This is a genomic window from Alteromonas sp. AO-Serp, from assembly GCF_017849675.1.
Taxonomy (GTDB): Bacteria; Pseudomonadota; Gammaproteobacteria; order Enterobacterales; family Alteromonadaceae; genus Alteromonas; species Alteromonas macleodii.
On sequence record NZ_JAFLMX010000210.1, the window covers coordinates 18,697 to 32,856 of the forward strand.

The 14,160-nt window shown below is 48.0% G+C and carries 11 protein-coding genes and 3 pseudogenes; 2 read left to right on the plus strand and 12 right to left on the minus strand.

Annotation, left to right across the window (positions count from 1 at the left end; translation table 11 throughout):
• Window positions 1-112: 112 nt before the first annotated feature.
• Entirely contained in the window at window positions 113-2,161 is a 2,049-nt protein-coding gene (locus QVA83_RS14155; protein ID WP_158297413.1) for a TonB-dependent receptor family protein, read from the plus strand.
• A gap of 328 nt (window positions 2,162-2,489) precedes the next feature.
• Here QVA83_RS14155 and tnpA read toward each other — a convergent pair whose 3' ends face one another.
• From tnpA to QVA83_RS14170, 3 genes are all read right to left on the minus strand, one after another.
• Window positions 2,490-2,918 carry an IS200/IS605 family transposase gene (gene tnpA / locus QVA83_RS14160; protein ID WP_069945403.1) on the minus strand — a complete coding sequence of 143 codons (429 nt, stop codon included), beginning with the start codon at window positions 2,916-2,918 and terminating at the stop codon, window positions 2,490-2,492.
• A 144-nt stretch (window positions 2,919-3,062) separates the two neighbouring features.
• Window positions 3,063-3,980, minus strand: a complete 918-nt coding sequence (locus QVA83_RS14165) for a COG2958 family protein (protein ID WP_069945404.1) — start codon at window positions 3,978-3,980, stop codon at window positions 3,063-3,065.
• Window positions 3,981-4,043: 63 nt separating this feature from the next.
• The gene (locus tag QVA83_RS14170; protein ID WP_175578052.1) at window positions 4,044-5,177 is read right to left on the minus strand and encodes an argonaute/piwi family protein; all 1,134 of its coding nucleotides are present in this window, start codon (window positions 5,175-5,177) and stop codon (window positions 4,044-4,046) included.
• 105 nt (window positions 5,178-5,282) lie between these two features.
• Here QVA83_RS14170 and QVA83_RS14175 point away from each other — a divergent pair.
• Window positions 5,283-6,158 (plus strand): annotated as a pseudogene (locus QVA83_RS14175) (IS1595-like element ISAma5 family transposase); the annotation flags it as partial.
• On the opposite strand, the pseudogene QVA83_RS14180 reads toward QVA83_RS14175, so the two are convergent.
• The 9 genes and pseudogenes from QVA83_RS14180 to QVA83_RS14225 form a co-directional block, all read right to left on the minus strand.
• A pseudogene (locus QVA83_RS14180) lies at window positions 6,158-8,920 on the minus strand (Tn3 family transposase); the annotation flags it as partial. The pseudogenes QVA83_RS14175 and QVA83_RS14180 overlap by 1 nt on opposite strands.
• Window positions 8,921-9,036: 116 nt before the next feature.
• Entirely contained in the window at window positions 9,037-9,603 is a 567-nt protein-coding gene (locus QVA83_RS14185) for a hypothetical protein (protein WP_040133153.1), read from the minus strand.
• Window positions 9,600-9,995, minus strand: coding sequence for a hypothetical protein (locus QVA83_RS14190; protein WP_101566845.1), 396 nt, complete (start codon window positions 9,993-9,995; stop codon window positions 9,600-9,602). The genes QVA83_RS14185 and QVA83_RS14190 overlap by 4 nt, the downstream gene beginning before the upstream one ends.
• 23 nt (window positions 9,996-10,018) lie before the next feature.
• Window positions 10,019-10,453, minus strand: a complete 435-nt coding sequence (locus tag QVA83_RS14195; protein WP_011711644.1) for a MerR family transcriptional regulator — start codon at window positions 10,451-10,453, stop codon at window positions 10,019-10,021.
• Window positions 10,454-10,472: 19 nt separating this feature from the next.
• A pseudogene (locus tag QVA83_RS22450) lies at window positions 10,473-11,272 on the minus strand (putative bifunctional diguanylate cyclase/phosphodiesterase).
• An 11-nt stretch (window positions 11,273-11,283) separates the two neighbouring features.
• Window positions 11,284-12,951, minus strand: coding sequence for a mercury(II) reductase (merA, locus tag QVA83_RS14210; protein WP_101566849.1), 1,668 nt, complete (start codon window positions 12,949-12,951; stop codon window positions 11,284-11,286).
• Between the two features lie 37 nt (window positions 12,952-12,988).
• Complete coding sequence (gene merC / locus QVA83_RS14215) at window positions 12,989-13,408, minus strand: organomercurial transporter MerC (RefSeq protein WP_007642843.1); 420 nt, start codon at window positions 13,406-13,408, stop codon at window positions 12,989-12,991.
• Window positions 13,409-13,411: 3 nt separating this feature from the next.
• Window positions 13,412-13,687 (minus strand): mercury resistance system periplasmic binding protein MerP, encoded by a 276-nt coding sequence (merP, locus tag QVA83_RS14220; RefSeq protein WP_011711647.1) that lies wholly within the window; start codon window positions 13,685-13,687, stop codon window positions 13,412-13,414.
• A 55-nt stretch (window positions 13,688-13,742) separates the two neighbouring features.
• The gene (locus tag QVA83_RS14225) at window positions 13,743-14,090 is read right to left on the minus strand and encodes a mercuric transporter MerT family protein (RefSeq protein ID WP_007642845.1); all 348 of its coding nucleotides are present in this window, start codon (window positions 14,088-14,090) and stop codon (window positions 13,743-13,745) included.
• Between the last annotated feature and the right edge of the window lie 70 nt (window positions 14,091-14,160).

The following is a 14,160-nucleotide window of genomic DNA, read 5'->3' on the forward strand; positions in this document are numbered from 1 at the left end:
CGCAAAACGGAAATAACCCCTATAAAGCGATGACTTCATGAACTCACCTGTTCGCGACACATCGACAACTAACGACTGAATCAGCAAGGCCAATATGACTCAGCATCACCTAATGACCTCACTAACATTAACCATACTTCTCATGAGCCCGCCTCTGCTTGCTGCAGCAGTAACACCATCAGCGGGACCACCAGCAGCTGAAGATATTGAAGTAGTAAAGGTGACTTCAACGAGATTATCACGGGATCTCTTTGCTACCCCGGCGGCAGTTTCGCTACTCGATGCCCGGCAGGAACTGCAACTGCAGGAAGCACTGCAATTAAACGAAGCGCTTAAGTTTGTGCCTGGCGTATATTTTCAGAATCGCTACAACTTTGCTCAGAACCTGCGGATATCCATCCGCGGTTTCGGTTCGCGCGCTCCGTTTGGTGTGCGCGGCCTGCAATTGCAGGTTGATGACATCCCTTACACATTGCCTGACGGCCAAACCCAGGTGGATGATATTGATTTAAACAGCGTTGAACAATTACAGGTTATCCGGGGCGCAGCAGCAGTGCAGTACGGTAATGGTGCTGGCGGCGCAATTGATATCACCACTGTGACCGGCGATAGCCTGCAAGGAGTTAATGCCAGTCTGAATGTCGGCAGCCATGATTTTTATAAAGTAAACCTGCAGGCTGGTACCCGCGAGAACGACATCGACGCGGTTATCAGCATAAGCCACCTTAACTTTGCCGGCTACCGGGAGCAAAGTCAGGTAAAGAAAAGTACCCTGCGCGGTAAACTGCGCTGGGACCTCAGTGACACTAAAAGCTTTACGATAATCACCTCGCTGATGGATATGCCTGAAGCACAGGATCCGGGAGGCCTTACTGTCGCGCAAGTGGCTTCAGATCGACGCCAGGCTACCTTTATGGCCAGCAGGCTAAACAGCGGGCAGCAAGTGGCACAGCAAACCATCGGACTGGTTTACCACGATGAGGACATCTTATATGGCAGTTGGTCTGCCAATACCTTTGCTACTCACCGCAACTTTACCCAGCAGCTACCCTTTCCTGGCAGCAGTCTGATTAGGTACGACCGTTGGTTTTATGGCGGCAGTATTGAGCTTTCTCAGGACTGGCAGAACGCTGGCTGGCCAGTAAGGTATACCGCAGGCGCAGAAATCCGCCGTCAGGAAGACGACCGCACCCGATTTAGAGTCACTCCGGATAAAGTTGTCACGCAGCAAACCGCAGATGAATTGCAGCAAGCCACTTCAGTTGGCGTATTTGCCATTGTCGACTGGTTGCTCTTTGACACCCTCACCCTGACCACCGGCGTGCGTTATGATGATCTTGCAATGTCGATAAACGACCGGCTCGGCCTTAGTGCGGTAGGCTCAGGCGAGCGCCACTATCACCAATGGAATGGCAACATTGGTATAAGCTATCGGCCAGGCACGCAACACCAATGGTACGCCAATGTCGCTTCAGCCTACGAGTCACCTACCTTTACCGAGTTTGCCAACCCGCAGGGCAGCGGCTTCAATCCCATCTTAAAACCCCAGGATACCGTGAGTCTTGAGCTCGGTTGGCGCGGCCAGTACAACGATTTAAGTTATGATGTAGCGCTGTTTTCAATCCGCGTTACCGACGAACTCATTGCCTACGAGATTGACGGTCGGGCATTTTATGAAAATGCCGGCAAGACCAATCGCCATGGCCTTGAAACGGCCCTTCAGTGGCAACTTAACCAACACTGGCAATGGCGTAGCGCGCTGACACTGGCCCGCTATGAGTTTGGTGACTTTGCCGCACTCAGCGGCGACAACCTGAATGGCAACCGGATGCCGGGCTTACCCCAAATTCAATGGGTTAATCAGCTCAACTGGCAACAAAATGCATGGCGAGTGGAATTGGAAGGTACATTCAGCGGTAACTACTATGCAGAAAACAGCAATACAACGAAAATAGCACAGTATTGGCTGGTGAACGGCCGGGTTGGCTATGATGTTACTTCTACTTTGCGAATTCAGGCCGGTGTGCGTAATCTGTTCGATAAGATGTATTTTTCGAATGTCAGAGTAAACGCCAATGCCGACCGGGAAGTAAGCAGTCGGGGTTATTTCGAGCCCGCCCCGGGTCGCAGCTTTTACTTCGGCCTGACCGCCCAATTTTAACTGCATAAAACCTGCGCAACGCTATTACACGGTGAGGTAAGCGTGGAGTAAATTGCGCGCAAAACCTGTGGCAGACTTCTTAGAAACGTTAACCATTTCTAAATGCTGCAGAGCTTTGCACATAAGTGACCTCCGACTTATAGAGCTTAACTAGCAATTATACTGTAAACGCGATGAGCGTTGCGAAAAAAATATCATCCCGATCGAGAAACATTGCGGGAATGAATGACCATCTTGATTGTTTTGTAATCTATAGTGTTGTGGCAGCATACACACCTCACGGGAAGAATTTAATAGATTCCCCCGGGCATGCCCGGGGTTCTTACGGTTACAGCTCCATTCGGAGCTGATCTGAATCCTTCCGACCTTGATGCTCAACGTAGTTCCGTATTGTGTGCTCGTCTAAGTCTACGCTGCTTACGAAGTAACCCGGCGACCAAACAATATTTTCATTCCAATAGACCTTTCCCAGCCATTTGAATGTCTTTCTCATGTTTGACGCTGACTGGGCTTTGAGTTTGCCCATCACTTCTGCTATCGAGTATTTCGGAGGGATGACCATCAGCATGTGCATATGGTCATTATCAAAGCCCATTCGCTCTATCGTTACGCCGGGCATACCTCGAAGCAGCTTCGGCAACACTTTGCGCAAATACTCCACGACGAAAGGCTTCAGTATCCGACGCCTGTATTTAGTTACCCAGACTACGTGATATTGAAGTCTATATAGACCATGTGATGAGACTCGAACTTCCATCTTCGTAGCATACAGGCCTCGGACTCATTCATCCTCGGGTAAACCCGTGGTGTTCTGTCGCTTCGCGACCGGTCACATAAAAGCAATGTCTAATACTAAACAGTATTAGACATAGCGATCGTTTTATCTCGTCCGTGTCATTCGCTATTTATTCCATACACTTGGTATCAGTTCTCCTGTTTGGTGATATATACCAACTTGCTTAATATAATTCATGAAATCTGGGTTTTCCTCTACGATACGATTTGCCGATACCCAGTCGATATCAGATTTTTCCTTTGCTGGTATAAGAATTTGGCTGTTATATAAATCTCCAACATCAAGTAACAACACCCCTATTCCGTGCAATGAGCAAAGCATTTGGAGTTCAGGCTCCACACCATCTGAGATACCTGTTGAAACTAAGTATCCGAAGTTAGCCCAACTTGAGTTAGAGACTGCTTGGAAAAAGCACTTCCTCACATTTGCACGGGTAAGTTCTTTTTTTACTTCAAAGGACCAGAGCCTTACTGATTTGTCGTTACCGAATCTCACGCATGTTTTTACAACCTGAGACCAACTTTTATCCAATGGCTCCATGGCTACAATGTCAGGATGTAGCCAATGATTACCGCCTGCGCCTTGGCTATTCTTCGACGTTTTTTCATCAATACGATGACAGTACAGACCCATATCCTTATTTAAAAACTCGATAAGTATGGGATATAGGTCGTGCTCTTTTAATTTAAGATCTTCCGCTTCGTGCAGTTCATCATCCACTGCGCTTAAGTCTTCTTCCTGCGGATTATCTTCCCAGTAATACAAACGTGGCCTTGGTTTTTCGCGAGTTTTAATATTGATGCACTTCACTTTGGCTCGACGTGTTCTCTGACCACCAACTTCTGCCGCCAGTTGTGCGATAAGCTCTTCGTCATTGGCGTAGTTGGGATTCTTCATCTTCTCAGCCATTTCGGCTGGATAGCGTTCGAGAAAAAGCTTGGCAAGCTCACGTGCGGTCAGCTTTTCACCCTTATGATCACGCAAGGTTTCGATGATCATATCTACTCGCGTTTTGTTACTCATTTAAATGATTCCTCTATTCGAACAATCGAGATATCACTAGAATTGTATTTGTATTTTCTAATATCATCGTTTTGCAGAATATTGACTACTTCCTTGATAAAAATCTATGGTTCCTCGTGTGTACAGAATACCTTCATTTTCATTGATTGAAAGTAAAGTACCTCTTACCGGTGGATAGTTTGAATCGCTGAACAAACGCATGTCAGTGTTTGTTATCGAAACAAAGTCCTTTGCACTGATGCTCTTTTCCTCAAGTACACGATTAAATCCTTTAATCTCAGTATCTCTAAACTTCGAAGTCTTATGGATGACAATCCTTGCAGGCATGTGCATTAGTGCTTTACCATATTCTGACAATGCTGAGCTCAACAAATCATAGGCTTGTTGCTCAGACATATATGGTCGTTTATCATTTTTGTCTATTACAACGGGCGTGCCACGGAGAATGACACCGTGTCCGAATTCATCGAACACCTGAGCAAGGCTTGTTGAGATCGTTTCACCATCTCTGCTTCGATAAAACCCTATTCCAACATAACAACTTTTGGGTTTAAATCGCTCTTCTTTTAACCGCCAGGGAACTGTTTTGTTACCCTTGTAATAGAGAGCTGTTGCAAAATTCCAAGCTCGTGTCGCATCATCCTGATTGCCTCTGTTAGCTTTACCCGTTAACAATGTGCTCTCAACAACTAACTGCAGTGGTACACCGAGATGCATACACTTTGCTTTTAGGAGCCTTCTGAAATCATGTTCCAGATAGAGTTCAACTTTCCCAGTGTCCTCTGTTGAATGCTTTTCTCTTTTTGTCAGAGAGATAAACATTTCATCAGGAATTACACAGATGATTACATCAATTGAACGATTTTCCGCAAGAAATTGTATCTGCTCATAAAACAAGTTAACGGCATCGACAACTCGCTCCTCTCGCGTTTTATTTTTACCAACTTTGACAATTGATGATTTTTGAATAGTGCGTGTGTAGCCCGGAGACGAAAGTAATTGGGTATGAAACCCATAATCCAATGACACCCCTCCAAAGCCTTTAAATAGATTTGAAAGATGGCTTTCTTTGGCTAAAATACCAGTTCGACATAAATCCAGCCAGACATCTAGCTTGTCAACACCTTCCCCTCTTCCCACGATCCCTAATCTAAGTTCTGAGCGCCGCAATTCATCTTTTGTGTTATATACGCCCATACGTTCAATTCCATTCCTTGGACATATATGAGTACCTTTCCCAAAGGCTATGTTCTGCTAAATTGTTGCTACACTGTATATGAATACAGTCATTGAGAATTGATCATGCTCCCAGCACAATTTACAAAGCTTATAGCCGAGTTAGAACACTTAACAGATAGTCAAACCCGTTATGTTGAGAAGCTGCTGAAAGGCACTGATAGCGTCTCACAGTTGATAACAGAGCTTGAGGAGCGGATGGTTGAAAACCCTGAATGTCCACACTGCCATAGCTCACTGATCAATCGGCACGGTAAGGTAAACAAGATGCAGCGTTATCGCTGCAAGAACTGCGGCAAAACCTTTGTAGCGACAACGGCGACACCGCTAGCTCGACTGAGGTACAAAGAGCTTTGGTTAGAATATATTCGCTGTATGCTGGACAGTAAGCCATTGCGTAAATGTGCCGAAGAATGTGGCCTCCACCTTGAAACATCGTTCAGGTGGCGGCACCGATTCTTGGCGCTACCATCAGCACTGAAAGCGAGCAAATTAGAAGGCATTATCGAGGCAGACGAAACACTTTTTCCCTACTCAGAGAAAGGCTCAAAACGGATGACTCGTCAGCCCCGTAAAAGAGGGATGAAAGCGAAAAAACGGGGGCGTTCAAAGGATGATTGGGTGCCAGTTTTAACGGTCAGAGACCGAGCTAAGAATACGTATGAAGCCGTTGTGCCAAGTGTTACATCGGCAGCTCTGCATCAGGAGCTAGCAGGGAAATTAGAGAAAGACAGTGTGTTGTGTAGTGATGGCTATAAGCCCTACATAGCTCTTTCTGAGAAAAATGATTTAATACACAAGCGCTTAGATGTGGCAGGAGGAGTTAAGGTGATAGATAAAGTCTTTCACATTCAAAATGTTAACGCCTATCACAGCCGTCTGAAAGCGTGGATAAAACGGTTTCACGGAGTAGCCACAAAATACTTGGAACACTACCTAGGTTTGCTTTGTTCGTGTCTCAAGTTTGCAGGAATTTTCCCGCCATTAGCAAAAAACAACCACCGGGCAAACTCATTGAACTCTTCGCTCTTACAGGTCGCTGCCTGGATTGTTTTGCGCAGATCAACGTCGGTAATGTATTCCAGCAAAAACATGGTTCTGACCACGCGCCCGAGTTCACGGAACGCAAAGTACAGCTTGTTTTTCCGGTTCTTGGTGCCGAACCGGCGCAGGATTGTCGAAGCGGTGATTTTCCCTGCTTTAACTGACATGGCCGTTCGCATCATATCCGCATAGTGCTTTTCAATGAGATCCCACTTGATCGGCTCCTTGAACAAAGACTGAATATGCTTGAGTACCATGGAGCGATCAGGCTTATAAAAGCTGAGATCTTTGATATTTCGGATACGGGGCATGAGCTTTATGCCCAGCAAGTACGCCAGGCCAAAGACGGGTGTGGATTGCGTCTGTGTATCGCCGTGAACGGTGTCCGGATTAAAATCAGATTCATCGTTGAGTAGGCCGTCCAAGATATAAATCGCCTCGTAGACACCGCAGGGAATAAACCGGCTGAACAATGCAATATAGGTGTCCGAGACGTGGTAATAGGCAATGCCGCCATAGCTGCCATACCGAATATGGTATTCAGATAGCAAATTATCTTCGTAGAGATCCCAAAGCTTTCCATCAGCGGACACACTGCTGCCTGATCCCCAACACTCAATGAGCCGGTATTTCTTATACTCGCTATTGATCTTCGCAATAGCTTTATCGAGACGCGCTTCCGTCGTGCGTTTTAAGTTAAGCCAGGCGACTTGCTTGCGAGAAACGCCCTGCACAGATCGCACGGTTTCGGTGGGACCAATGTTGGTACCGTAACAAAACACGGTCAGGACAAAACGTAACTCCGGGTCGCTGATACGTGATTCGAAGCCCGACAACGGGCCAAAATGTTTATTCAGGTTCAGCCACTTTTCGACATTGATAATCACATCAAGCAGGTTGATTTTGTCCAACCGATCGCGCAAAAGCGCTCCAATTTCTTCGACTTCAGGTAAGGGTTGATCAGGCTTTGGTTTACCGATAATCAGATTCCCGTTTTCAATACGAACCAGTTCGTCCTCCGGGAATTGGCTGTCAGCTTTCCGGCAGCTCGTTTCCATGGACTTCTTCAGCGTTGTTGTAAATTCAGTATCACCGGCGACGAGCCCTACCTCCTCGCAATAGGTAGGCAACTGCGCTTCGTATTCTTCCCAGGTGATCATCTGCTCCCGGTAATCATCGAAGGTTTCACTGTAGGGAATGAACAAGTCACCGGTACTTAGTTCTTCAGCGATCCGTTCAAACACACACAGCTCAAAACAGGTTTTATTAACCTCCGACACCTGTGCTGATTTGGTTGATTTTCCCGTGACTAATTTCCACCAGCTTTCGCGAATCCAGCGAATATTAATGACATTTCTGGAAGAGGGATCGTTCGGATCGCTTTGAATTGACAGGAACTCCGTGCGACGCTTTTTGTGCGTCAAAATAAACTGGAACGCATTGAGCAAGTCCTTGTCTTCCGTGGCCGATGCCAGGTTGAGTATTTCAATCGTACGAAACAAGGTGGATCGTTGCTTTTTATAGAGTCGAACCATAAACGGCAAATAGTTGTTGCCTGCGAATGACATATATTGTTCGCACATTTGCATTAGCTGATCACTGTTCTTTCCCAGTATCGGATCAAAAGCTGCCACCGAATCGGGTTTATCAAGATACACCTTGACCGTCCCAGACAACACAGAAATCAAATGATCGGTTTGCTTTTGATGGTCTGCAAGGTACTTCTCCAACAGCTTCTGCGCCGAGCGATCCATTTTTAACAACATCTTGATAAAAATATCGGCGGCGTTATCCAGTGTTTGTGCGTATTGGTGCCGGATTAAAACGATGACGAGTGCGAGTCGCTTGTTCAGCTTTAGTTTCATCAATTCGGCGTAATCCAGGGCCTTGGCCTCGTTGATAAACTGCTGGTGTTTAACTGGCGGCAACCCCAAATCCGTGGGCAAAAGTGTTTGCAGGGATGTAAGCCATTCCAGGTATTGGATGTACGCATGGATATTGCGAGGGGTCGGGCGTTTGGGTTCATTTTTCAGCGTGCTCCAACCAAAACCATTCAGTCCTGTGCTAGATCGAAGAATATCGTTGATGCATTGGCGACTTTCAGACTCTAAAAAGCCACACAATTGATCGTAATACCGAGTGTTGACTTCGGCCCTGGCCGCCTGACATATCCGCTCAAGTACACTGAACGCCGGTAACTCGTATCGCTCTTTGACCAAATATTCCAACGTGACATTGATGATATCCGGTAATGCTTCTTTGGTAGTCGCTGCCTCAAGTGCCCAAATCTGTGCCAATTCAGAGGTCTTGGCCGCATCGTAGGCTTTTATATTAAGATGGCGCCGAATCAGCTTTACGTGACGATCCTTCGCGCCCGATGTGTAATAGGTTTGGAGATCCTTCAGTGTCACCCGCGAACGGCACTGATTTTTAATGTGCGTGATGATCACCTTTGGTATTTCACCCAGGTTTACGAACCGGCCCAATCGCTGCGTGATTTTTAGCTGAATCAGGAGCCCCAAAAAGGATGCGCTGGTTCGTTTACAGTGACGCAGTGCAAACTTCTGATCTTCCGGCGTAGGTGTATAGACATCCCCTAACTCATCTTCGGTGATATTAGATTTAATTCGTGGATAAGCTGTCTGATAGATAGCGGCCATCGACTTAAATTTTCTCTGATAGATGCATTATTGTGTAAAAGCATCGCGTTATAGTTATCAGGTTTCTAGTCGTCATTTGGATATGCCTAGATTAGTCGCAAGTGGCTTTCATTGCTTTATTCCTTGTGATGGCCTGCCATTACGTCGCCTGAATTGAGATGCCAAGCATTTTGAACAATCGCAAACAACAGTAATACCAACGCCAACAGCAACAGTTCGGTTTGATACACATTGACCGCATACTGAATTTTGAGACCCATACCAGAAACAGCGGAAGGAAACAAAATGGCGATAAAACTTAAGATGGTCGGCAGCAGCGGGGTACAACACAACAGGGGGCTTACAATCCCGATAACTATGCCGCCCGCCGCTGGTGCCGTTCTGCAATGGGTCTTCTTGCGTATCAGTTGAACCCATAAATTGATGAGAACGCTCTCCAGCGTTGCGAACAAAAACGCAAATAGCGCGATTCTCAGATTAAGATGTGCAAAAGAACGCAAGCCAATATCGGAACCCAGTTCATGCGCTGGCAGGACAACCAAGTGGACGACCAGCACCAGACTAAAGAGGATCGCGGTACGCCGTTTTGAGTGAGAATCCTGAACCGGCGATTGAAATGCATACACTACAAGTGACCAGAGGCGTTTTATAGAGTTTGTAGCGCGCTTCACTATCGCATTCATTCTTCTTTGCCGTTTGTCGCAACTTTGTAAGTTCCCCAGAACATCTCCGGTAACACGCAAACCAGTGGTGTACCGATCAGTAAAGAGAGTCCTAATCCGTTAAAGGTGAGCCATTGTATCCACTGCATCCCAATGCCTAATGCCAACATGGCGGAACCCAGAAAAAATGGCCCGCTGAAAAAACAATGCATTCGCCCACATTGACTCGCATTTCTTAAACAGGCATATCCCATCCAACTTAAAGCGATCGCCCAGATACTGCCGGTCATCCACGGTGCAAGTTGCATCATGCCGGTAATCACTATGAGTATCGCTGGCAATACCCAGGTGAGAATAAATCGGCCTTTATTGGCTACCCAGTCGTGGGGGCCGGTTTCACATTTCTCTGACATCGTATACTCCTTTGTTATGGCGATCAGGCCAGTTGGCGCAGCTCCGACAGCTGTGAATCCAATGCCTGCAAGTAAGCCTGGCGTTCATCAATTTTGGTTTGCAGTTCGCGCATGGCGGCTTCACAGGCTTGCTGGTCGCCTTCGTTGATGGCGTAGAGCAAGGGTTTTATATCCAGGATCAGCAGGCCCGCCGCACGCGCTGCGCGAATGAAGCGCAGCCGGTTTAAAGCGCATTGATTGTATAAACCGAAACCACCCGCGGAATGCTCTGGGCAAAGTACCAAATTTTCCAAGACGTAATTCCTGACGGTATGCACTGTGGTTTGCGCGGCTTTCGCCAGTTGCGAGATCGTCAGGGGAAATTCGAGTGCCTGCCCATCGGCATCCATGAATGCCGCAAAGTCGGGGATCACCTCAAAGTATCGTGACACATCTTTTGACACGGCGGCTTTTGACATGGGTTTGTCTCCGTTCGTTTCAAACACTGCGGCCTGGCCACAACGCTTCAGTCGTTTCGGCATCGGCTGGCCGCGCCAGCCGATAGCCATGTAATACATCACAGCCAAGCTTCTCTAAAAGTTGTTGTTGAGTGGCCGTCTCAACCCCTTCCGCGACGATGGATAAATTCAGGTTATGGCCAAGGGTGATGACGCTTTCGGTAATGGCGCGATCCTTTGGCTCGGTTGTCATATGCGTGACAAAGGTTTTGTCGATTTTTAGGCGGGTCACTGGGCAGCATTGCAAGCGTGCCAGCGACGAACTCCCGGTACCAAAATCGTCGATGGACAGGCGAATGCCCAGCGCCTGGCAGCGATGCAGGTTTTCGATCAGGATTGGCGTATCCTCCAGGGCCAGTGTTTCGGGTAATTCCAGTTCCAATGCCGGAGCAGGCAGTCCCGTATCACGCAATATCCTGGCAAGGTCTTCGACAAAGTCAGGTTGGTGGATTTGTAGGCAGAGACGTTGATCGCGATGATACCCTCGGGTAAACCGCGTTGACGCCAATGCATCATCTGTTGACAGGCCGCCCGTAAGACAAACGCGCCCAGTTCCAGAATTAATCCGCTTTGTTCGGCAACGGGAATAAAGGTGTCTGACTGGATCAATCCTTCAGTTGGATGTTGCCAGCGAATGAGCGTTTCAGCGCCTTCCCAGCATTGGTGTTGAACATCCCATAGAGGCTGGTAAAAAGGAACGAATTCACCCTTGTTCAATCCATCCGCCAACGCATTGACCGTTGGGGCTGTCAGTGAATGCGTGGCGGGTGCCGTTCCCATACTGCCCTCTCCTATCCTGCACAACAGGACAGTTCTTTGACATCCTTGTTAAAGGTTTGCGCGCAGAGCTTCAAACCTTCCACCATGGTGAGGTAAGGGAAAAGCTGGTCGGCTAATTCCGTCACCGTCATACGGTTGCGGATGGCTAAAGCCGCACTCTGGATCAGTTCGCCGCCTTCGTGAGCCAGGATCTGCGCGCCTAGCAACAACCCCGTTTCCTTCTCTGTGACCAGTTTGATAAAACCGTCGGTTTCAAAGTTGGCTAACGCACGTGGGACATTTTCCATACCCAGTACGCGGCTGTCGGTCTCAATATCCTGAGCCCTGGCTTGCTCCTCGGTCAGTCCGACGGTAGCCACCTGTGGATCGGTAAAGATCACGGCGGGCATGGTGGACAGATCCAGTTTGGCGTTGCCGCCCGTCATATTGATACCAGCACGGCTACCGGCGGCCGCGGCGACATAGACAAATTGCGGCATGTTAGAGCAGTCACCGGCAGCGTAAATACCAGCAACATTGGTTTCCATGCGTTCGTTAACAACGATTTCGCCCTTTTTGTTGGTGGTGACACCCACCGCGTCCAGATTGAGTTGGCTGGTATTGGCGTGTCGCCCGGTGCTTACCAGCAAACGATCACAACTGAGCTCGCCTGCATTAGTGTTCAGGGTGAATTGATTTCCATCGTGGGTCACTTGGGTGGCTTGCGTGTTGTTTAAAACTCGAATGCCTTCTTTTTCAAAACAGCCCGCCAGTTTTTCACCGATTATGGGGTCTTCACTGTAAAGTAGTGAGTGTCTTGCCAACACGGTGACTTCACTGCCCAATCGTCGGTAAGCCTGGGCAATTTCTAGCGCCACGACCGATGAACCAATCACCACCAGGTGCTGCGGCAATTCCTCGGCAAACAGCGCTTCGGTAGAGGTCCAGTAAGGCGTTTCGGCCAGCCCCTCGATGGGAGGAATGGTTGGCGTGGAGCCAGTGGCGATCAGGATTTTATCAGCAAAGATTTCCTGCTCAGTGCCATCATTTTTTCTGACTATCAGGGTGTTTGCATTTTTAAATTGCGCCCAACCTTTAAGTAAACTAAGCGCAGGATTTGTCTCTAGAATTTTCTGATACTTTGCAGCGCGCAGCTCTTCGACTCGAGCGGTCTGCTGCTGAGCCAACAAGGCTCGACTCAATTGGGGCGCATGATTTTCCAGTCCGGCAAAGGGATTATTGCGTTGCTGCTGTGCCAATTGAGCGGCGCGGATCAAAATTTTTGAGGGTACGCAGCCGACATTCACGCAACAGCCGCCAATCACATCGGCTCCCTCAATAAGAGTGACCTTGGCACCACCTTCAGCGGCTTTGATAGCACAGGCAAAAGCGCCGGAACCCGTACCGATAATCGCCACATGTTGAGTTCGGTTGCTTTCTGTGTTGCTGGTATTTTCGTTGTCACAGTAGGCGTTCGGTGCTGTGTTTTCCGCTAAGGGGTTTTCTTTTGCGGTATAACCCAGGGCTTCAATCGCTCCAATGAGATCGGTTACGCTGACCCCACCGTTTGTGGTGATCGTTGCGCTGGCGTTTTCATAAGATATTTCAACCTTATTCACGCCTTCGATCGCATCGAGCGCTTCTTTAACGTGAGCGACGCAACTTGGACAGGTCATCCCTTCTATCGATAGTAAGATCATTCGTTTTCCTCAAATAGTAGTCAGGCATTGCGTCGTGTTAAACAGCACAGCTGTCATCATCACAGCGTTTATTCGCGGGTGAAAAAATATCCCAAAGCGATACGGCAACCATCAGACCTAACGCTGAATAGGTGACATAGCTGCTCCAGCCGTATTGGAAAAACGGATAGAGCGATAACAGCAATAAAATGGGGCCGACCACACCCAGCGCACTACGGTGCCATTGCCGGTGGCTGAACCAGCCAAGTCCGTTGAGTACCAGGGCAATCCAGGCAAACAACGGTAACAGGGTATTAACAAACAAACCTTCCCATTGGCTGAGAAAACCCAACCCGACCGCAGCGCCCAGGCTGGCGATGGCCGGGAAACACATGGCGCATCCCATAGCAGAAACCAGCGCGCCCAATGAGCTAATCTTATCGCCGAAACGGGTCAGTAACTGTATTAGCATTTCCATGCTTTACTCCTTGAGCGTTGATGGATAACCCGCATTAGTGGTGGCTTCGGTCAGTGCTTTTACTGTGGTTTTTTCGTCGTCGAATGTGACAACTGCCAATTTGGTTTCAAAGGTGACTTCAGCTTTACTCACACCCTCAACATTTTTTAAGGCATTTTTGACCGTAAAGGGGCAGGTCACACAGTTCATGGTTGGAACTTCCAAAGTAACTGTTTTCGGCGCAGCAAAAGCGGTCAGGCTGGTCAAGGCTAGCAAAGACAACAAGGCAATTTTCTTCATCATTTTCTCCAGTAACGTATTAAGTCATTAATAAAAGTGAGCGGTAAGAAAGTATTCAGGCAAACCAGACAATCCAATAATTGCTGGTGACTAGCACCAACGCAGTCAGTGCCGTTAACCAAAAGATCACCTGCCGGCGTTTTCGCACTTGAGGAACTGCACAGGCGGTGCCTGGCTCACAGTCCTCAACGGGGCGATAGACCTTCCAGCCTGCGAAGCCAAATAAGGCTAAAACCAGCAGGATAAAAATGGGACGATAAGGTTCTAACAAGGTTAAATTACCAATCCAGGAGCCACTCACGCCTAGCAGCAACAACACGAAAGGACCAGCGCAGCACAGGCCAGCGCCAACAGCCGCGATAACGCCGCCAATAATAGGTAGATTGGATTCTTTCTGTGACACGACTTACTCCTCTGATTTCAGTGTATGGAGCAAGTGTAATCTCCGTACCGATGTACGGAGTCAAACGTTT